This is a genomic window from Streptomyces sp. Pv4-95 (genome assembly GCF_045782725.1).
In the GTDB taxonomy this organism is placed as follows: Bacteria; Actinomycetota; Actinomycetes; order Streptomycetales; family Streptomycetaceae; genus Streptomyces.
In genome coordinates this window covers 2,201,629-2,221,002 of sequence record NZ_CP127172.1, presented here as the reverse complement: position 1 = coordinate 2,221,002, position 19,374 = coordinate 2,201,629, and the positions used below count along the sequence as shown (strand labels likewise).

General features: G+C 71.4%; 17 protein-coding genes. 13 read left to right on the top strand and 4 right to left on the bottom strand.

Annotation, left to right across the window (positions count from 1 at the left end):
• Positions 1 to 545: 545 nt before the first annotated feature.
• Both QOM21_RS09870 and QOM21_RS09865 read left to right on the top strand, forming a co-directional pair.
• Positions 546 to 848, top strand: coding sequence for a DUF4193 domain-containing protein (locus QOM21_RS09870; RefSeq protein ID WP_393893387.1), 303 nt, complete (start codon positions 546 to 548; stop codon positions 846 to 848).
• Between the two features lie 15 nt (positions 849 to 863).
• Positions 864 to 1,727, top strand: a complete 864-nt coding sequence (locus QOM21_RS09865; protein WP_407549405.1) for a hypothetical protein — start codon at positions 864 to 866, stop codon at positions 1,725 to 1,727.
• Positions 1,728 to 1,760: 33 nt separating this feature from the next.
• Here the strand turns inward: QOM21_RS09865 and QOM21_RS09860 are convergent, their stop codons facing one another.
• Complete coding sequence (locus tag QOM21_RS09860) at positions 1,761 to 2,204, bottom strand: DUF3093 domain-containing protein (protein ID WP_407549403.1); 444 nt, start codon at positions 2,202 to 2,204, stop codon at positions 1,761 to 1,763.
• Between the two features lie 58 nt (positions 2,205 to 2,262).
• Here QOM21_RS09860 and QOM21_RS09855 point away from each other — a divergent pair, with 58 nt between their 5' ends.
• The 4 genes from QOM21_RS09855 to QOM21_RS09840 all read left to right on the top strand — a co-directional run bounded on the left by QOM21_RS09855 (position 2,263) and on the right by QOM21_RS09840 (position 5,883).
• Positions 2,263 to 2,865, top strand: a complete 603-nt coding sequence (locus tag QOM21_RS09855; RefSeq protein WP_407549402.1) for a PaaI family thioesterase — start codon at positions 2,263 to 2,265, stop codon at positions 2,863 to 2,865.
• Positions 2,862 to 3,383, top strand: coding sequence for a dUTP diphosphatase (gene dut, locus QOM21_RS09850; protein ID WP_393893391.1), 522 nt, complete (start codon positions 2,862 to 2,864; stop codon positions 3,381 to 3,383). The genes QOM21_RS09855 and dut overlap by 4 nt, the downstream gene beginning before the upstream one ends.
• A gap of 1 nt (position 3,384) precedes the next feature.
• Complete coding sequence (locus QOM21_RS09845; protein WP_407549400.1) at positions 3,385 to 4,152, top strand: DUF3710 domain-containing protein; 768 nt, start codon at positions 3,385 to 3,387, stop codon at positions 4,150 to 4,152.
• 552 nt (positions 4,153 to 4,704) lie between these two features.
• Positions 4,705 to 5,883 (top strand): alginate lyase family protein, encoded by a 1,179-nt coding sequence (locus QOM21_RS09840; RefSeq protein ID WP_407549398.1) that lies wholly within the window; start codon positions 4,705 to 4,707, stop codon positions 5,881 to 5,883.
• A gap of 205 nt (positions 5,884 to 6,088) precedes the next feature.
• On the opposite strand, the gene QOM21_RS09835 is transcribed toward QOM21_RS09840, so the two are convergent.
• Entirely contained in the window at positions 6,089 to 6,628 is a 540-nt protein-coding gene (locus QOM21_RS09835) for a GNAT family N-acetyltransferase (RefSeq protein ID WP_407549397.1), read from the bottom strand.
• A gap of 257 nt (positions 6,629 to 6,885) precedes the next feature.
• On the opposite strand from QOM21_RS09835, the gene QOM21_RS09830 reads away from it, so the two are divergent.
• From QOM21_RS09830 to QOM21_RS09815, 4 genes are all read left to right on the top strand, one after another.
• Positions 6,886 to 9,441 carry a DUF4118 domain-containing protein gene (locus QOM21_RS09830; protein ID WP_407549395.1) on the top strand — a complete coding sequence of 852 codons (2,556 nt, stop codon included), beginning with the start codon at positions 6,886 to 6,888 and terminating at the stop codon, positions 9,439 to 9,441.
• A 79-nt stretch (positions 9,442 to 9,520) separates the two neighbouring features.
• Positions 9,521 to 10,204 (top strand): response regulator, encoded by a 684-nt coding sequence (locus QOM21_RS09825; protein ID WP_393893396.1) that lies wholly within the window; start codon positions 9,521 to 9,523, stop codon positions 10,202 to 10,204.
• Between the two features lie 101 nt (positions 10,205 to 10,305).
• Positions 10,306 to 10,704 carry an OB-fold nucleic acid binding domain-containing protein gene (locus tag QOM21_RS09820; protein WP_401471211.1) on the top strand — a complete coding sequence of 133 codons (399 nt, stop codon included), beginning with the start codon at positions 10,306 to 10,308 and terminating at the stop codon, positions 10,702 to 10,704.
• Positions 10,705 to 10,707: 3 nt separating this feature from the next.
• The gene (locus tag QOM21_RS09815; RefSeq protein WP_407549393.1) at positions 10,708 to 11,556 is read left to right on the top strand and encodes a DUF3159 domain-containing protein; all 849 of its coding nucleotides are present in this window, start codon (positions 10,708 to 10,710) and stop codon (positions 11,554 to 11,556) included.
• Between the two features lie 103 nt (positions 11,557 to 11,659).
• On the opposite strand, the gene QOM21_RS09810 is transcribed toward QOM21_RS09815, so the two are convergent.
• Positions 11,660 to 12,337 (bottom strand): potassium channel family protein, encoded by a 678-nt coding sequence (locus tag QOM21_RS09810; RefSeq protein WP_393893398.1) that lies wholly within the window; start codon positions 12,335 to 12,337, stop codon positions 11,660 to 11,662.
• Positions 12,334 to 13,002, bottom strand: coding sequence for a potassium channel family protein (locus QOM21_RS09805; RefSeq protein WP_393893399.1), 669 nt, complete (start codon positions 13,000 to 13,002; stop codon positions 12,334 to 12,336). Before QOM21_RS09805 ends, QOM21_RS09810 begins: the two co-directional genes overlap by 4 nt.
• 329 nt (positions 13,003 to 13,331) lie before the next feature.
• Between QOM21_RS09805 and QOM21_RS09800 the strand changes: the two genes are divergently transcribed.
• From QOM21_RS09800 to QOM21_RS09790, 3 genes are all read left to right on the top strand, one after another.
• On the top strand, positions 13,332 to 15,278 hold the full coding sequence (locus QOM21_RS09800) for an NAD-binding protein (protein ID WP_407555623.1): 1,947 nt from the start codon (positions 13,332 to 13,334) through the stop codon (positions 15,276 to 15,278).
• 142 nt (positions 15,279 to 15,420) lie between these two features.
• Positions 15,421 to 16,539, top strand: a complete 1,119-nt coding sequence (locus QOM21_RS09795; protein ID WP_407549391.1) for a PucR family transcriptional regulator — start codon at positions 15,421 to 15,423, stop codon at positions 16,537 to 16,539.
• Positions 16,540 to 17,203: 664 nt separating this feature from the next.
• The gene (locus QOM21_RS09790; protein WP_407549389.1) at positions 17,204 to 19,252 is read left to right on the top strand and encodes an APC family permease; all 2,049 of its coding nucleotides are present in this window, start codon (positions 17,204 to 17,206) and stop codon (positions 19,250 to 19,252) included.
• The last annotated feature ends 122 nt before the right edge of the window (positions 19,253 to 19,374 follow it).

The following is a 19,374-nucleotide window of genomic DNA, read 5'->3' as shown; positions in this document are numbered from 1 at the left end:
GCTTCGGGGGACGGGCCGGCGGGGGTCGCAGAGGGGCTGTGCGGCCCGTGGAGGCGCGGCGGGGGCGCGCGGGTGACCTCGGACATCTGTGCGTAGAGTCGCCCGCCGAACGCCCGTACATCGCTTCGCCTCCCGGTTTGACGTGACGGCGGGTGGGCGTGGATCCTTCGCCGAGTTCGCTTTGCGCGGAATTCGGCTGGTCCGCCCGCCGGTCCGACCGTGTGTGATCCCTCACAGATGCGCCTTTCCGGCCATCTACGCTCCGTGATCGAAACTCCCGGTGGAAAGCCGGGAAAATCCGGGTTTCCCGGGGCCCTGATCACGGGAAGTACACGTGATGGGCTGCGCGAGGTGCGACATTCGGACCGTGTACGGTCCTGATCGCCATCCAAACCGATCGCCTCTTCAGAGGTGCGGTTGGGTGTCGATTGAGTAACAGACCTTGATGTGAGGCAAAATCTCCGCCTCAGGTCGGGCACAAGTCCGGCCTCTCACGCGTTACGAGCGCTGAGACACCGCAGACACCCAGAGGGGGAGAGCGACTAATGGCTACGGATTACGACACCCCACGCAAGACAGATGATGACCTCAACGAGGACAGCATCGAAGAGCTGAAGGCCCGGCGGAACGACAAGTCCACCTCGGCCGTCGACGTCGATGAGTTCGAGCAGGCCGAGGGCCTGGAACTCCCCGGCGCCGACCTTTCCAACGAAGAACTGGCCGTACGCGTGCTGCCCAAGCAGCAGGACGAGTTCACGTGCATGAGCTGCTTCCTGGTGCACCACCGCAGCCAGCTCGCTGCCGAGGACAAGAACGGCCAGCCGATCTGCCGCGACTGCGCGGCCTGAGGAACGGTCGACGCCGTGGCAGGCGTGAACCCGTTCCGTAAGGGCCACAAGGGCGAGAAAGGCTCGGCGGCCGGCGCACGATCACGCGAGGAAACCGCGCCCGTGCCCGCCGACCCGACCGCCCTCCCCGCGGAGCGGACGATCGAACCACTGCAGGAGCGAGGCCGCACGGCCTCGCTCGCGGCTGCTTTCGGCCGTGGCGCCAAGAAGGGCGGAAGCGGCGCGCGCGCCGGTCTCGCCGCCATCGCCGACCGGATCATCGATGTCACGCCGCGGATCCCGGTCCGCGATCTCGCCACCCTGCGCGCGCAGTTTCCCGGTCTGACCCCCGAGGAGCTCGCCGACAAGCTTGTCGCGGGCGCCCGACGGGGCACGGGCACCGTCGGCGCGAGCATCGGCGCGGCAGCGATGCTGCCCACACCGCCCGCCATGCCGGCCGAACTGGCCGCCGAGGTCGTCGGGGTCGCCTCGGTCGAGATCAAACTGATCGCCGAACTCCACGAGGTCTACGGCCTGAGGCCGGCCGGCAGCCGTACGCAGCGCGGGATGGCCTATCTGACGTCCTGGACCGAGGAACGCGGCATCGAGATCACCAGCCCCGCGTCGCTGAACATCGCGCTCGGCGGGCAGATGAAGCGGGAACTGCGCCAGCAGATCATGAAGCGCACCCTGCGCAACCTCCCCAGCCTCACCCCGTTCATGATCGGCGCCGCGGTCGGTGCGTTCATGAACCGCCGGGACACCGGCAAACTCGCGGAAAAGATCCGCAAGGACCTGCGCCCCCGCCAGATTCCCTGGGACGCGCTCCCCGACTCCGAGCCCCGCATCCTGCCGACCGGCAGACGGGCAGGGACGGACCTTCCCGCCCCGGGCAGCTGAGCCCCGTCCCCCGCGCCCCGTAACGCCGTCGGATCAGGCGCGTGCGGCCGTCAGCGCCGCCACCAGGCGCTCCGGCTCCCGCGTCGAGAGGTACGCGTACGGCGTCGGGTCCTGGGGATCCGCGATCTCCACCCGCACCGCGGTCCGCACATAGCCCCGCAGCAGCATGAACGCGCGGGCGTCCGCCTTGTGCGTACGCCAGGCCAGCGCCTCGTCGGCGTCCAGCGCCCGTGCCTCGCCCAGCGCCGACGCCGGGATCTTCGCGTCGCCCGCGATCAGCGCGTCGCCCACCACCCGGATCCGCACCGAGCCGTACGCGCTCACCGCCACCGCGGCCGCGGCGGCTCCGGAGATCAGCCCGCCGAGCATCGGCAGCGTCCCCAGGGGGAGCAGCATCAGGGCACAGGCGACACCGATGAGGGCCGCGATCACCCACCAGGAGCGGGGCGCGGTGAGGCGTTCTTCGTACGACTGCATGGCTCCAGCTTGGCACGGCGGCGCGGGCCCCCTACGCGCGCGGGTAGGGTCTGCACTCGTGAGTGGAACTGACAGAACGAGGACGGATCCGCCGCGGCTGACGCCACCGAAGGACGCGGTCGCTCCGGTCCGGCATCCCGAGGCGCCGGCGCCCGGAGAACTCCTCGGCGCGCACTACGACCGCTGCTTCGGCTGCGGCGACGGCCAGCCCCACGGCCTGCACCTGGAGGCGCGGGCCGGTGACGGTGTGCGCGTGAGCGCAGAGTTCACCGTCAAGGAGGCCCACCAGGGTGCACCGGGCCTGGCGCACGGTGGTGTGCTGGCCACCGCGCTGGACGAGACGCTCGGCTCGTTGAACTGGCTGCTGCGGGTGATCGCGGTGACCGGCCGGCTGGAGACCGACTTCGTGCGGCCGGTGCCGGTGGGCACGTTGCTGTGGCTGGACGCGCAGGTCACGGCGGTGCACGGCCGGAAGATCTACTCCACGGCCGTGGGGCGGATAGGCGGCCCCGACGGGCCGGTCGCGGTGCGTGCGGAGGCCGTCTTCATCGAGGTGAAGGTCGACCACTTCATCGACAACGGACGGCCCGAGGAGATCCAGGCAGCGATGGCCGACCCGGACCAGCTCAAGCGAGCGCGTGCTTTCGAGGTGAACCCGTGACCCAGGTACGCAATCCGGTGGACGTGCTGCTGCGGCGGCTGGACGCCGACGTACCCGTCCCGTCCTACGGGCACCCGGGCGACGCCGGCGTGGATCTGGTGACCACGCAGGCCGCCGAACTGGCTCCGGGGGAGCGCGCCGTGCTCCCCACGGGAGTGTCGATCGCGCTCCCCGACGGCTACGCAGCCTTTGTGCACCCCCGGTCGGGCCTCGCCGCCCGCTGCGGACTGGCGCTGGTGAATGCCCCTGGGACGGTGGATGCCGGGTACCGTGGGGAGATCAAGGTGATCGTGGTCAATCTGGATCCGCGCGAGAGCGTGCGGTTCGAGAGGCTCGACCGGATCGCCCAACTGGTCGTCCAGCAGGTCGAGAAGGTGCGCTTCCACGAGGTGGCGGAGCTTCCCGGCTCGGCGCGGGCCGAGGGGGGATTCGGTTCCACCGGCGGCCATGCGGCGGTGGGCGGCTCCACGGGCGGGAATGGATACGCATCGGTCGGTGCCGACCGGGAAGGACAGTGACGTGTTCGGACGTCGCAAGAAGAACGAGGCTCCTGAAGAGTCGGCGGAGGACACGACGCTCGCCGAGGAGGAAGCGGTGAGCGACGCCGACGAGCACGAGGCGACGGGTGAGCGGCTCAACCTCCCGCCCGCGCCGCGGCCGGACGGTCCCTGGGACGTGTCCGAGGTCAAGGAACCGGGCGAGGGCCGGGTCGACCTCGGTGGCATGTTCGTGCCCGGCGTCGAGGGCATGGAGCTGCGGGTGGAGGTCGCCGGTGACGCGATCGTCGCCGCGACCGTGGTGCTGCAGGACAGTGCCGTGCAGCTGCAGGCGTTCGCCGCCCCCAGGAACGAGGGCATCTGGGGCGAGGTCCGCGAGGAGATCGCCTCCGGCATCACCCAGCAGGGTGGGATCATCGACGAGGTCGAGGGCCCGCTGGGCTGGGAGCTGCGCGCGCAGGTGCCGGTACAGCTGCCGGACGGGACGAACGGCGTCCAGGTCGTGCGTTTCGTCGGCATCGACGGTCCGCGGTGGTTCCTGCGCGGTGTGATCTCCGGGCAGGGCGCGGTGCAGCCGCAGGCCGCCGGGATCCTGGAACACATCTTCCTGGACACCGTCGTCATCCGCGGCGACGCCCCGATGGCGCCGCGTGACCCGATCGTCCTGAAGCTTCCGGACGACGCCCAGATGGTGCCGGACGGTGTGCAGCAGGAGCCGGCCGAGGGCTCGCGCTTCAGCGGTGGCGTGGAGAGGCTGGAGCGGGGACCGGAGATCACCGAGATCCGCTGACTCGACCGCCGAGGGCCGCGCGGGCGCACGCAGTGCCGGGCGGCGGCTCACCGGTGGCCATGGCGAAGGGCCGTACTCCCTGAGGGGAGTACGGCCCTTTCGGCTTTTTGCGGCCGCGCCCGGGGCGACGACGTCTTGCAGCAGGCGGGAGCCGCTCGTCGGGCGTGCTTCGGTTTCATGAGTGAACCGTTGGTCATGGGCGTGGAGTTGAGCACCGGGCTGTGGAAAGTCGCGCGGTGAAGGGGAGCAGGGCGGTGCGCCGGGACAGGGCACCGATCGGGCGGCTCCCGGGAGATCTTCCCGGGAGCCGCCCGCTTTCTGCTGCCCAGCAGGTGGCGCGTGGCTCACGCCGTCGTGGATCATGCCTCGGCCGCTCAACGGGCCCTCCGTGAAGGGTGGTTGCGGTCGCGCGGCATTGACGCCGGGCCTTGACGGCGCGCGTGCTTGCCCTTACGTTCGCCAGCCATCGCAGGTGTTCATATTGACGCTTGTCGTTCATGTACGAGAACAGCTCTCATTCATCGAGCCTCTCGACAGGAAGGCACACCCCCCATGCGCAGAAAGTTCACCCTGGTTGCCGGCGCCCTGCTCGGCGCTCTCACCGCGGGCCTCCTCATAGGCGGCCCGTCCTCCGCGGCCCCGGCCGCCTTCACCCACCCCGGCGTCCTCGTCGGGACCGCGCAGCTCGACCTCACCCGCAGCAAGGTCAACTCCGGCGCCCAGCCCTGGAAGAGCGCCTACGACAGCATGATGGCGAGCAAGTACGCCTCGCTCTCCCGCACCCCCAAGCCGCGCGCCGTCGTCGAGTGCGGCTCGTACTCCGACCCCAACCACGGCTGCACCGACGAACGCGAGGACGCCCTCGCCGCGTACACCCTCTCGCTGGCCTGGTACATCACCCGCGACAGCAAGTACGCCGAGAAGGCCATCGCGCTCATGGACGCCTGGTCGGCCACCCTCAAGGACCACACCAACAGCAACGCCCCGCTACAGACCGGCTGGGCCGGCTCGACCTGGCCGCGGGCCGCCGAGATCATCCGGTACACCTACGACGGCTGGGCCGAGGACCGGGTCGACCGCTTCGCCGGGATGCTGCGCGAGGTGTACCTGCCGGAGGTCATCAACGGCTCGCACAGCAACGGGAACTGGGAACTGAGCATGATGGAGGCCGCCGTCGGCATCTCGGTCTTCATCGAGGACAAGGCGTCCTACGACAAGGCCATCGCGAAGTTCCGCACCCGCGTGCCCGCGTACATCTATCTGAAGTCCGACGGCGCGCTGCCCAAGACCGCCCCGGGCAGCGGCCTGAACAGCCGGGACAAGATCATCAAGTACTGGCAGGGGCAGTCCACCTTCGTCGACGGACTCAGTCAGGAGACCTGCCGCGACTTCACCCACACCGGATACGGGCTGTCGGCCATCTCCCACATCGCCGAGACCACCCGCCTCCAGGGCCAGGACCTCTACCCTGAGGTCGCCGACCGGCTGCGCCACGCGCTCGGCTTCCATTCCACCTACGAGCTGGGCACCGCCCCGCCGTCCTGGCTGTGCGGCGGCAGCGTCAAGCGCGGCCTGGGGCCGGTTACCGAGGTCGGCTACAACGCCCTGCACAACCGGCTGGGCCACGAGATGACCAACACCCAGAAGCTGACCGGGCAGCAGCGGCCCGCCGGCTCCAACAATCTCTTCGTCGCCTGGGAGACGCTCACGCACGCCGAAAACCCCAGCTGAACCGAGCCGGGCACCTCATTTCGGCCGCACGTGGAGTGCCGGACGGGTCGGGGCCGGGACAGGTCGGGCCGGGCGGGACCGCGGAGACGCGGGGCCGTCCGGCTCCACCGCCGCCCGTCCCACCCCGCCGCCCGTCCCACCTCCGTCCGTCCTGCCGCCGCGCCCTCGGGCCGAGGCCGGGATCCGTGCCTGTCGGCCTGCGCCGCTACCAGACGTCGCCGTCGCGCCAGTCGCAGACGAGGTCGCTGTCGAGGTCGAGGGGTACGGCCCCCGGCAGGACGTAGAGGCAGCCGTCCTCGTCCGCCGTGCGGCGGATGCCATCGGGGGTGAACGCCCAGGACGGGCCGCGCCACACCTGCCAGCCACGTGCCGCGTAGAAGTCCGCGGCCTCGTCGGAGGCGCCCAGCGCGCCGAGCTCGTAGGCGCCGCGTACCACTCGCTCCAGGGCCGCCATCATGGCCGCGCCGTGTCCGCGTCCGCGCCGGTCCGCGCGGACCCCCACGCCCTCCACGTACCCGCAACGCAGTGCCTTGCCGCCGTGCAGCAGCCGGCGCTGGACCACGGACGCGTGCCCGATCAGTTCCCCGCCCTCGTGGATCAGCGCGTGCAGGCCGCCGAGTGCGTGTTCCCAGTCCTCGGCGGTCATGTCGTCGAAGACGTCGTAGAGCAGGGCGCGGGCCGCATCGAGGGTGGCGGCGTCCAGATCGGCGGTGTGGGCGATGCGTACCTCGGTCATGCGCGTCATCCTCGCAGCCGGTGCGCGCGCTGACGACGGTATTTCCGCGGGCGGGAGCACGGCTGGGGAGGCCCGCCAGGGGGCCAGGCGCGTGCGGCGGATACCCGAAGCCCGCCCGGCCGCATCAGGGTCGCGTCAAGACCGGGGCCCGACCACTGTTCGCCCCATTCCTCCCGTTACCGGGTCGGTAGTGTCGGATCCGAGGCAGCCCTCCGGGGGAGGTGCCTCACCCAAGTCAACGCAGGACAACGTAAGACAATGGGGCCATGGCACGCGGCAAGCTACGGATCTACCTCGGTGCGGCACCGGGCGTCGGCAAGACCTACGCGATGCTGTCCGAGGCGCATCGGCGTGCCGAGCGCGGCACCGACGTCGTGGTGGCATTCGTCGAGCACCACGGCAGGACCCGTACCGAAGTGATGCTGGCCGGGCTGGAGACGATCCCGCGGCGGGAGCTGGAGCACCGCGGCACGACCTTCACCGAGATGGACGTGGACGCCGTCCTCGCGCGCGAGCCCGCCGTCGCGCTGGTCGACGAGCTGGCCCACACCAACGTCCCCGGATCGCGCAACGTCAAGCGCTGGCAGGACATCGAGGAGCTGCTCGCGGCCGGGATCGACGTGGTGTCCACGGTCAACATCCAGCATCTCGAATCGCTGGGGGACGTCGTCGAATCGATAACCGGCGTCCGCCAGCGGGAGACCGTCCCCGACGAGATCGTCCGCCGCGCGGACCAGATCGAACTGGTCGACATGTCGCCACAGGCACTCCGCCGCCGGATGGCGCACGGCAACATCTACCGCTCCGACAAGGTCGACGCCGCGCTCTCCAACTACTTCCGGCCCGGCAATCTCACGGCGCTGCGCGAACTGGCGCTGCTGTGGGTCGCCGACCGGGTCGACGAGTATCTGCAGCAGTACCGCGCCGAGCACTCCATACGCTCCACCTGGCAGGCCCGCGAGCGCATCGTCGTCGGGCTCACCGGCGGGCCCGAGGGCCGTACCCTGATCCGCCGCGCGGCCCGGATGGCGGCCAAGGGCTCGGGCAGCGAGGTGCTCGCCGTCTACATCGCCCGCAGCGACGGGCTGACCTCCGCCTCGCCCAAGGAACTCGCCGTACAGCGCACCCTCGTCGAGGACCTGGGCGGAACGTTCCACCACGTCATCGGCGACGACATCCCCCACGCCCTGCTGGAGTTCGCACGCGGGGTGAACGCCACGCAGATCGTGCTGGGCTCCAGCCGTCGCAAGACCTGGCAGTACATCTTCGGGCCGGGCGTGGGGGCCACCGTCGCCCGGGATTCCGGGCCGGACCTCGATGTGCACATCGTGACCCACGAGGAGGTCGCCAGGGGCCGGGGGCTGCCGGTCGCCCGTGGGGCGCGGCTGAGCCGGGCCCGGACCGTCGCCGGATGGCTGGTCGGCGTGGCGGGTCCCGCACTGCTCTCACTGCTGCTCACCGGCGTCGAGGACGGCCCGGGCCTGGCAAACGACGTGCTGCTGTTCCTCTTCCTGACCGTGATCGCCGCGCTGCTCGGCGGGCGCTGGCCGGCGCTGGCCTCGGCCGCGGTCGGCTCCCTGCTCCTGAACTACTACTTCACGCCCCCCACCCGCACCCTCACCGTCAGCGACCCCCAGAACCTCGTCGCCATCGTGATCTTCTTCGCGGTGGCAGTGTCGGTCGCCTCGGTGGTCGATCTCGCCGCCCGACGCACCCAGCAGGCGGCACGGCTGCGCGCCGAGTCGGAGATCCTCTCCTTCCTCGCCGGCAGTGTGCTGCGCGGTGAGACGACGCTGGACGCCCTGCTGGAGCGCGTACGGGAGACCTTCGGGATGGACACGGTCGCCCTGCTGGAGCGCAGCAGCGACGTCACCCCGTGGACCTGCGCCGGCCGGGTGGGCGAGGGGCCCGACGGCCATGCGCTGCTGCGTCCCGAGGACGCGGACGTCGACATGCCCGTCGGCGACCACATGGCGCTGGCCCTGTCCGGCCGGGTGCTGCCGGCCGAGGACCGGCGGGTGCTGGCGGCGTTCGCCGCGCAGGCCGCCGTCGTACTGGACCGGCAGCGGCTGGTGGGCGAGGCGGAGCGGGCCAGGGAACTGGCCGAGGGCAACCGGATCAGGACCGCGCTGCTGGCCGCGGTCAGCCACGATCTGCGCACCCCGCTGGCGAGCATCAAGGCATCCGTCACCTCCCTGCGCTCCGACGACGTCGCCTGGTCCGAGGAGGACGAGAGCGAGCTGCTGGAGGGCATCGAGGCGGGCGCGGACCGGCTCGACCACCTCGTGGGCAACCTCCTGGACATGTCACGCCTGCAGACCGGCACGGTCACACCGCTGATCCGCGAGACGGACCTCGACGAGGTGGTGCCGATGGCGCTGGGCGGCGTGCCGGAAGGCAGTGTCACGCTCGACATCCCCGAGGAACTGCCGATCGTCGCGGTCGACCCGGGGCTGCTGGAGCGGGCGGTCGCCAATCTCGTCGAGAACGCCGTGAAGTACAGCCCGGAGGACGCGGCGGTGCTGGTCGCGGCCAGTGCGCTGGGCGACCGCGTCGAGCTGCGCATCGCGGACCGCGGACCGGGCGTGCCCGACAGCGCCAAGGACCGGATCTTCGAGCCGTTCCAGCGCTATGGTGACGCGCCCCGCGGGGCCGGCGTGGGCCTGGGCCTGGCCGTCGCCCGCGGATTCGCGGAGGCGATGGGCGGCACCCTCGCCGCCGAGGACACCCCAGGGGGCGGGATGACGATGGTCCTGACGCTGCGCGCGGCGGCCGGGCCGTCTGCGGCCCCGCCCGCCCTTCCGGCGCAGGCCATCACATGAGGCCGGCCTTCGCATCCGTCCCCACCCCACACCCCGCGGGCACCGACCGGCGGGAACCGACCCCACGAGGAGAACGCCAGTGAACCGGGTGCTTGTGGTCGATGACGAGCCGCAGATCGTCCGCGCCCTCGTGATCAACCTGAAGGCGCGCAAGTACGAGGTGGACGCGGCCCCGGACGGGGCCACCGCCCTCAAGCTGGCCGCCGCGCGCCACCCCGACGTCATCGTCCTCGACCTCGGCCTGCCGGACATGGACGGCGTCGAGGTGATCAAGGGACTGCGGGGCTGGACACGGGTGCCGATCCTGGTGCTGTCCGCCCGGCAGACCTCCGACGAGAAGGTGGAGGCGCTGGACGCGGGGGCGGACGACTACGTCACCAAGCCGTTCGGGATGGACGAGCTGCTGGCGCGGCTGCGGGCGGCCGTGCGCAGGGCCGAGCCGGCCGGGCCCGCCGGGGACGACGTGATCGTGGAGACCGAGGGGTTCACCGTCGACCTCGCCGCGAAGAAGGCCAACCGCGACGGCCGGGACATCCGGCTGACGCCCACCGAGTGGCATCTGCTGGAGGTCCTGGTGCGCAACGCGGGCCGCCTGGTCAGCCAGAAGCAGCTGCTCCAGGAGGTCTGGGGCCCGTCGTACGGCACCGAGACCAACTATCTGCGGGTCTACATGGCCCAGCTCCGCCGCAAACTGGAGAGCGACCCCTCGCACCCCCGGCACTTCCTCACCGAGCCGGGGATGGGCTACCGCTTCGAGCAGTGACCTCGACTGTGGGTGACACCCGTGCGGAGGACGGGCGGGGCGCCTGCGGAGGAGGTGCGCGGACAGTGATGGACGAGCGGGCGCACCGGTACGCTGGGGTTATGAGTGCTGGGACCCGATCCGAGAAGCCGGCCGGTCGCTTCCGCCGGATGCTCGACAGGCTGTCCTCCTCCGAGGAGGAGCTGCAGACCGCTGAGCTGCAGCAGGACACGCAGGCGACGGGGTGTACCCGTATCTGCGACTGCGACGATCGCCAGATAGTCAAGGTCACCGGCACTCTGCGGCATGTGACGCTGCGGCCGCGCGCCGGTGTGCCCGCGCTGGAGGCGGAGCTGTTCGACGGCTCCGCCGCCCTCGACGTGGTGTGGCTCGGACGCCGCTCCATCGTCGGGATAGAGCCGGGACGTAAGCTCATCGCCTCGGGCCGGGTCTCCATGAGCCACGGGCGCCGGGTGCTTTTCAACCCGAAGTACGAACTCCGACCGCTCGGACAGGAGTAGCCGGTGACGTCTCACGACCGACCGACCACTGACGCTTCACCCGCAGATCATTCGTCCACTCCGCCCGCCTCCGGCGCGGGCGAGGACGCCGACGGCAGAGCCGTCACCGAGGCGGCGCTCTTCGAAGCGTTCGGTGGCGTACGCGGCATGGTGGAGACCGTTCTCCCCGGCCTGCTGTTCGTCACGATCTTCACGATCAACAAGGACCTGCACCTCTCGGCGATCGCCGCGCTGGCCGTCGCGCTGGTGATGGCGGCGGTGCGGCTGGTCCGCAAGGACACCGTCAAGCACGCCTTCAGCGGCGTTTTCGGGGTCGCCTTCGGCGTGGTCTTCGCGATGATGACCGGCAACGCCAAGGACTTCTACCTGCCGGGCATGCTCTACACGCTCGGCCTGGCCCTCGCCTACATACTGACCACGCTCGCGGGCGTCCCGCTGATCGGCCTGATCCTGGGCCCGGTCTTCAAGGAGAACCTCTCCTGGCGGACCCGCAATCCCGGCCGGAAGAAGGCGTACGCCAAGGCCAGCTGGGCGTGGGGGCTGATCCTCCTCGCCAAGTGCGCGATCCTCTTCCCGCTGTACTGGTGGGCGAACACCTCTCAGCTGGGCTGGGTGCTGATCGCGCTCAAGATTCCACCGTTCCTGCTCGCGGTGTACCTCACCTGGGTCTTCCTGGCGAAGGCGCCGCCGCCCATCGACGTCTTCGCGGAGATGGAGGCGAAGGAGAAGGAGGCGGAGGAGGCCGAGAAGGAGCGCAAGGTGCTGAGCCGGGTCGCGGACGACCTGTCGCAGGGCGTCACGCCCGAGGCCGTCGCCGAGCAGCCCGCGGAGGGTCCGCGCCACCGGCGCTGAGCTTCCGTCCGGCTACCGCCGGGCCGCCTTCCCCGCACTCATCGACACGCACGAGGCCCCTGGGACCACCGGTCCCAGGGGCCTCGGCCGTTTCTGCCCGGCCTCAGTCCGACGCGTCCTCGCGGCGCATCGACAGCAGGTCCTCCAGCTGCTCCTCGCGCGACTGGGCCGCGACGAACAGCAGCTCGTCGCCCGCCTCCAGCGCGTCCTCCTTGTTGGGCGTGAGCACCCGCGTACCGCGGATGATCGTGACCAGGGAGGTGTCCACGGGCCACTCCACATCGCCGACGCGGGTCCCCGCCAGGGCCGCCTCCGGAGGCAGCGTGAGCTCGACGAGGTTGGCGTCGCCGTGGCTGAAGCGCAGCAGCCGGACGAGGTCGCCGACGCTCACCGCCTCCTCGACCAGGGCCGACATCAGACGCGGCGTGGAGACCGCGACATCGACGCCCCAGGCCTCGTTGAACAGCCACTCGTTCTTCGGGTTGTTGACGCGGGCGACCACCCGCGGCACGCCGTACTCGGTCTTCGCCAGCAGCGAGACGACGAGGTTGACCTTGTCGTCGCCGGTCGCCGCGATGACGACGTTGCAGCGCTGCAGGGCCGCCTCGTCGAGCGAGGTGATCTCGCAGGCGTCGGCCAGCAGCCACTCCGCGAGCGGCACCCGCTCGACCGAGATGGCGGTCGGCGCCTTGTCGATGAGCAGGATCTCGTGACCGTTCTCCAAGAGCTCGCCGGCGATGGAACGACCCACCGCACCCGCGCCCGCAATCGCGACCCTCATGCGTGCGCCTCCTCAGGACCTTCGGCGAATGCCGCTTCGACCGTCTCGACGTCGTCGGTGCGCATCATCACGTGCACCAGATCGCCTTCCTGCAGCACCGTCTGCGAGGTGGGCAGCGTCGCCTCGCCCAGCCGGGTGAGGAAGGCGACGCGGACGCCGGTCTCCTCCTGCAGCGTGCTGATCTTGTGTCCGACCCAGGCCGGCGAGGTGTGCACCTCGGCGAGCTGGACGGCGCCGCTGGGGTCCCGCCACAGCGGCTCGGCACCCGACGGCAGCAGCCGGCGCAGCATCTGGTCGGCCGTCCAGCGGACGGTGGCGACGGTGGGGATGCCGAGGCGCTGGTAGACCTCGGCACGGCGCGGGTCGTAGATCCGGGCCGCGACGTTCTCCACGCCGAACATCTCGCGGGCCACCCGGGCGGCGATGATGTTGGAGTTGTCGCCGCTGGAGACGGCGGCGAAGGCGCCCGCCTCCTCGATGCCCGCCTCACGCAGCGTGTCCTGGTCGAAGCCGACGCCGGTCACCCGGCGGCCACCGAAGGACGAGCCCAGGCGGCGGAACGCGGTCGGGTCCTGGTCGACCACCGCGATGGTGTGCCCCTGGCTCTCCAGGGTCTGCGCGAGCGCGGAGCCCACGCGACCGCACCCCATGATGACGATGTGCATGCTGATTACCCCGTGCCCTGGACTAGCGCGCTGACCTGCACAAACACCCTGCTCACTACTTTCTTCTCCCAGTACCGGCGACACGAAGCTACGGCTCGCGACAGTGACCTGGTGCGTCAACGGGCGGGTTGGGTGCACCGCGGTCCGGTACAACCGTAGCTGTATTGCCGGTCCTGGTAGGGGGCGCGGTCGGCGCTCGTCGGGTGCGGTCGGCCGGGGCGCTTCCGGCTTCTCCCGCGCCGGGCTGCGCCGCCGCGCGCCGGTAAGGCACGCTACGAGGTGTGCCCAACCTGCCTCAGCAGCCCCAACAGGGCTCTCCCGCCCCGCACATGGTGATTTGCGGTGACGATGCGCTCGCGCACCGGCTCGCCGCCGAACTTCGCGACCTCTACCGCGAACGGGTGACTCTCGTCGTGCCCTCGGCGCGGGAGCCGCTCCGGCCACGCATCCCGCCACCGGCGCGCGGCGGACTGGGGAGAGCCACCGCGCTGATCGGCCGGGTGTCGGCGGCGATGGCCCGTACCTCGCCGCTGACACCCGAGGCGGACCCCGGAGACGACGAGCCGCCGGAGGAAGCGCTGCGGATCCTGGAGGCTGCGGAGGCCGACGACACCGCGCTGATCGCGGCCGGCGTCCCCGAGGCGGGCGCGCTGGCACTCGTCTATGACGACGACGAGGTCAATATCCACGCAGCCCTGCGCGCCCGCCGTCTCAACCCCCGCCTGCGGCTGGTCATCCGGCTCTACAACCGCAAACTGGGCCAGCACCTCGAGGAACTGCTCGACCAGGCGGCGGCCGTCGCGGCGCTCGGCACCGAGGACGCCGAGACCGTCGACGCCTCCACCACGGTGCTCTCCGACGCCGACACCGTCGCCCCGGCGCTGGCGGCCACCGCCGTCGCCGGCACCAGCAAGGTCATCGAGGCGGACGGCCTGATGCTGCGGGCCGTGGAGCGGATGCCGGTGCCGCCGGGACGGCCCGGCGAGCCCGGACTCTGCACCCTGGCGCTGCTCTCCGCCTCGGCCAACGACCCCGCGGAGGTGCCGAGCCCCGCCCCCGGTGACGAGGGGCCCGTACTGCTGCCGGACGACGCGGCGACCGCGTCCGCCGAGGGCTGCGGCACCATCGTCCTGGAGACCGTCTCCTACACCGGCCGCCCGGTGCGTCCCGGCGGTCTACGAGGGCGCGGCGCCCCACTCACCTCGTTATTCTCCCGCCGGCTGCGCTGGTCGCTGGGCGGCGTCATCGGCGCGGTGCTCGCGCTGGCCATCGCCTCTTCCCTGACCACCGGCGACGACCCGGTGCACGCGGCGTACCTCTCCCTCCTGGACCTCTTCGGCATCAACGACCCCGCGATCGGCGAGTCGCCCGCACGCAAGGTGCTGCAACTCCTGTCCGGGCTGACCGGACTGCTGCTCCTTCCGGTGCTGGTGGCGGCGGCGTTCGAAGGGCTCGGTACCTTCCGCAGCGCCTCCGCGCTGCGTCGCCCCCCGCGCGGCCTGACGGGCCATGTGGTGCTGCTCGGACTCGGCAAGGTCGGCACCCGTGTCCTGGCCCGGCTGCACGAGATGGGCATCCCGGTGGTCTGCGTCGAGTCCGACCCCGAGGCGAGGGGCGTCGCGCTGGCCCGGCGGCTGCGGGTGCCGACGGTCCTGGGGGACGTCACCCAGGAAGGTGTCCTGGAGGCCGCCAAGGTCGACCGGGCACGGACGCTGCTCGCCCTGACCAGTGAGGACACCACCAACCTGGAGGCCGCCCTGTACGCGCGGTCGGTCAAGCCCCGGCTGCGGGTGACGCTGCGGCTGTTCGACGACCGCTTCGCCACCGCCGTCTACCGCACCCTGCGCGCCGCGCACCCCAGGGCGCTGACTCGCAGCCGCAGCGTCTCCTTCCTGGCCGCGCCCGCCTTCGCCGGCGCGATGATGGGCCGTCAGATCCTCGGTGCGATCCCCGTCGAGCGCCGGGTGCTGCTGGTCGCCCGTGTCGAAGTGCGCGGCCACCGCGCGCTGGAGGGCCGCACGATCGCACAGGTGCTGCGCCCGGGACGGCTGCGGGTGCTGGCGGTCGACACCTCGGCCCCCGACGAACCGGCGCCGAACACCGCTGCCGCACCGCCGCAGCAGAGCAAGGAGCGCGAGCCTGCGCGCCTCGTTCACGAGCTGGGGGACGACTACATCCTGCGTCCACAGGACCGCGTTCTGCTGGCCGCAACCCGCCAGGGGTTGGGCGATCTGCTGGCCCGTCGTCCGCACCCTGCCGGGATCCGGCAGGATTGACCCCGTCCCGGTAGCCGGGACCCGGCAATTTCAGGGTGCGAGGAGTGCGCGACGTGGTGGGCGTGAACGGCGGAGAACGGCTTCGGCTGCGGCGGCGGTCGCCGCGGACGGTCGGCGCGGCGGCGACTTGTGGCGGCGTCCGATGAACCGACTCACCTCCGCCGACGCCCTCCCCGCCGACTTCGTCGAGGGGTACGCCGCGCTCCTCGGCGAGGTCTCCCTGACCGGCCGGCTGCCGCGCCGCCCCGAACTCGACGCCCTGCGCGACCTGGGCGAGCGGGCGGCCGAGTCCGGACACGGCCTGCGCGAACTGGTCGGCCTGTTCCTGGGGGAGACCCGCCGGGCGTGGAGCACCCTGCCGGGCGTCGCGCGGGCGTCCGGCGGCGGCGATCACGCCAGGACCGGCGACGCGGTGCTGGGCGCCGTCGACGCGGCCATCGCGGCGCTCGGCGAGGGCCACGAGCGCGCGCAACGACTGGCGGTGCGTCAGGAGGAGGCAGCCCGCCGCGAGTTCGTCGACGATCTGCTGTACGGGCGCAGCGACCTGGGCCGGCTGGCCGAGCGTGCGGAACGGTTCGGGCTGCGGCTGGCCCATGAGCACGCCGTCGCGGTCGCCGAGGGCGACGAGCCGTTCGACGACGTCCATCCCGTCGCCCGCCGGGTCGAACGCGAACTCATCGGCCGCTTCGGCGACCGCGATGTGCTGATCACCACCAAGGAAGGCCGGCTGATCTGCGTCGGCGCGAGCAGTGAACGCAGTCTCCTGGACGCCTTCGCCGCCGGCGCGCAGCGCGTCGACGGGCGGCAGCCGGGCGCCGGGCGGGTGGCCATCGGCAGGCCGCACGCCGGTGCCGGCGGCGTGGTGAGCTCCTATGAAGAGGCCCTGGCAGCCCTGGAACTGGCCGAGCAGCTGGAGCTGACCGAGCCGGTGCTGCGCGCGGCGGATCTGCTGGTCTTCCCGGTGCTGCTGCGCGACCGCGCGGCCATGGCCGATCTCGTACGGACCGTGCTGGAGCCGCTGACCCAGGGACGCGGCGGGGCGGGGCCGCTGCTGGAGACGCTGCGCGCGTGCGCGGCGGCCGGCTACGTCAACGCCGAGGCGGCCCGCAGGCTCAAGGTGAGCGTGCGCACCCTCTCCTACCGCCTGGACCGCATCAAGATCCTCACGGGCTACGACACGGCCGACGGATTGCAGCGCTTCACCCTGGAGACCGCGGCCCTGGGCGCGCGGGTGCTGGGCTGGCCCGACAAGCCGCTCTAGCCGGCCCGACAAGCCGCTCCAGGGGAGGCGAGGGAGGCGGGCGCCGCGGACAGATGCCCAGGTCCCGCGTTGATGCCGGCCGCCCGGCGGGACGGCGCGGCCGCCGACCTGCGGGTCGGGAGCAGGACATCAAAGGTGCGTTAAGACTGCCGGGTTCTTGCAATGTGCGCGCCCCGCCGCTCCGGCAGGATCAGCACATCGACAAAGCAGCACGTCAGCGGTGGTACAGCCGCTGTGTGACCGCCACGGACCAGGCACCTTCGGCCGTGTCGGGCTGCGAGCGGAACCGCTCCGCTCCGTGCTGCTGATCGTCGCCGACACCGGCTCCCGGCCGGGATCGGTGGTGTTGGCGGGCACACCCTCGACGGGGGTGAGGGTGTGCCCGCCGACACCCCGACCGGCCGGGCCGCCGGGGTGGTGATCCGGCGCTGAGCTGCACCTTCGGCGCCCCGCGTGAAAAACGCCACGTCATCCGCCCGGCCCGGCCGGGTCCTGTACCCACCGGCAGGGTGTGGTGCCGTGCGGGATCGACGTGCTGATCGTGTGCAGGTTGCGGCGCTCCCGTGGGCGCGGAGCAGGCCGGATGTACGCCTCCCACGCTGCTCCGACCCCCATGCGGGTGGCGGGTGGGCGTCGACCTTGACGAAGGCTTAGCATCCTCTGCGTGTCCAAACTGACCGACGTGCCCAAACGGATCCTGATCGGGCGCGCGCTGCGCAGCGACAAGCTGGGGGAGACCCTCCTTCCCAAGCGCATCGCCCTCCCCGTTTTCGCCTCCGACCCGCTCTCCTCCGTGGCCTACGCGCCTGGCGAGGTGCTGCTCGTCCTGTCCGTTGCGGGTGTGTCGGCGTACCACTTCAGCCCCTGGATCGCGGTCGCGGTCGTCGTGCTGATGTTCACCGTCGTGGCGTCGTACCGGCAGAACGTGCACGCCTATCCGAGCGGTGGCGGCGACTACGAGGTCGCCAACACCAACCTCGGCCCCAAGGCCGGCCTCACCGTGGCCAGCGCCCTGCTGGTCGACTACGTACTGACCGTCGCGGTCTCCATCTCCTCCGGAGTGGAGAACCTCGGCTCGGCGATCCCCTTCGTCATCGAGCACAAGACGCTCTGCGCGGTCGGCACGATCGTCCTGCTGACCGTGATGAACCTGCGGGGCGTCAAGGAGTCGGGAAAGCTCTTCGCGATCCCGACGTATGTGTTCGTCGCCGGCGTCTTCATCATGATCATGTGGGGCGCGGTCCGCGGCCTGGTCATGGGCGACACGATGAAGGCCCCCACCGCCGACTACACCATCCATGCCGAACAGGGCGGCCTGGCCGGCTTCGCGCTGGTCTTCCTGCTGCTGCGGGCGTTCTCCTCCGGCTGTGCCGCGCTCACCGGCGTCGAGGCGATCAGCAACGGCGTCCCCGCCTTCCGCAAGCCGAAGTCGAAGAACGCCGCGACCACCCTCGCGCTCATGGGCGGCCTGGCCGTCACGATGTTCTGCGGCATCATCGGCCTGGCCATGGCCACCGACGTGAAGATGGCGGAGAGCCCGGCCAAGGACCTGCTGCACAACGGCACCCCCGTCGGCGCCGGCTTCACCCAGGACCCGGTGATCTCCCAGGTCGCGGCCGCGGTCTTCGGCAGCGGCTCGTTCCTCTTCGTGGTGCTGGCCGCCGCCACCGCGCTGGTCCTGTTCCTGGCCGCCAACACCGCGTACAACGGCTTCCCGCTGCTCGGCTCGATCCTGGCCCAGGACCGCTACCTGCCGCGCCAGCTGCACACCCGCGGCGACCGGCTCGCCTTCTCCAACGGCATCGTGCTGCTGGCCGGCGCCGCCGCCGTCCTCGTCTATATCTACGGCGCGGACTCCACCCGGCTGATCCAGCTCTACATCGTCGGCGTCTTCGTCTCCTTCACCCTCAGCCAGATCGGCATGGTCCGTCACTGGAACCGCCACCTGCTGACCGAGAAGGACCCCGCCAAGCGCCGCCGCATGCACCGCTCGCGCGCCATCAACGCCTTCGGCGCCACCTTCACCGCCCTGGTCCTCGTCGTCGTCCTGCTGACGAAGTTCACCCACGGCGCCTGGGTGGCCCTGCTCGGCATGGTCATCTTCTTCGTCACGATGAGCGCCATCCGCCGGCACTACGACCGGGTCTCCGACGAGATCGCCGCCGAGGACACCGCCGACGAGGTCGTGCGTCCCTCCCGGGTGCACTCCATTGTCCTGGTCTCCAAGGTCCACAAGCCCACCCTGCGGGCGGTGAACTACGCCAAGCTGATGCGCTCGGACACCCTCGAAGCGGTCAGCGTGGACGTCGACCAGGCCGACACCAAGGCGCTGCGCGCCGAGTGGGAACGCCGCGGCATGGAGGTCCCCCTCAAGGTTCTCGCCTCCCCCTACCGCGAGATCACCCGGCCGATCATCGACTACGTCAAGTCGCTGCGCCGGGAGAGCCCGCGCGACGTCGTCTCGGTCTACATCCCCGAATACGTCGTCGGCCACTGGTACGAACACCTCCTGCACAACCAGAGCGCCCTGCGCCTGAAGGGCCGGCTGCTGTTCACCCCCGGGGTGATGGTGACCTCCGTGCCCTGGCAGCTGGACTCCTCCGAGGCCGCCAAGAAGCGGGCCCGCAAGCGTGCGGAGTGGAACGCTCCGGGCGCGGTGCGCCGCGGGCCGGTCACCCAGCCGAAGAAGGAGAAGGCGGCCACGAAGAAGTAGCCGGCCACCCGGCCGCCGCCTCGGCGGCGGCCCACGTCGCCGCTGCCGAAGCGGCGACCGCACGTCCCCCTCAGCGGCGGGCGCCCCTCCCGGCGCCCGCCGCTGAGACGTTCCCGGCCCGT

Bases quoted from the DNA above. Each gene is read 5' to 3' on its own strand.
- QOM21_RS09805 (WP_393893399.1), bottom strand. From the start codon at position 13,002: ATGCACATCGTCATCATGGGGTGCGGTCGCGTGGGCTCCGCGCTCGCG.
- QOM21_RS09800 (WP_407555623.1), top strand. From the start codon at position 13,332: ATGGTGATTTGCGGTGACGATGCGCTCGCGCACCGGCTCGCCGCCGAA.
- QOM21_RS09860 (WP_407549403.1), bottom strand. From the start codon at position 2,204: ATGCAGTCGTACGAAGAACGCCTCACCGCGCCCCGCTCCTGGTGGGTG.
- QOM21_RS09840 (WP_407549398.1), top strand. From the start codon at position 4,705: ATGCGCAGAAAGTTCACCCTGGTTGCCGGCGCCCTGCTCGGCGCTCTC.
- QOM21_RS09820 (WP_401471211.1), top strand. From the start codon at position 10,306: ATGAGTGCTGGGACCCGATCCGAGAAGCCGGCCGGTCGCTTCCGCCGG.
- QOM21_RS09795 (WP_407549391.1), top strand. From the start codon at position 15,421: ATGAACCGACTCACCTCCGCCGACGCCCTCCCCGCCGACTTCGTCGAG.
- QOM21_RS09810 (WP_393893398.1), bottom strand. From the start codon at position 12,337: ATGAGGGTCGCGATTGCGGGCGCGGGTGCGGTGGGTCGTTCCATCGCC.
- QOM21_RS09870 (WP_393893387.1), top strand. From the start codon at position 546: ATGGCTACGGATTACGACACCCCACGCAAGACAGATGATGACCTCAAC.
- QOM21_RS09830 (WP_407549395.1), top strand. From the start codon at position 6,886: ATGGCACGCGGCAAGCTACGGATCTACCTCGGTGCGGCACCGGGCGTC.
- QOM21_RS09835 (WP_407549397.1), bottom strand. From the start codon at position 6,628: ATGACGCGCATGACCGAGGTACGCATCGCCCACACCGCCGATCTGGAC.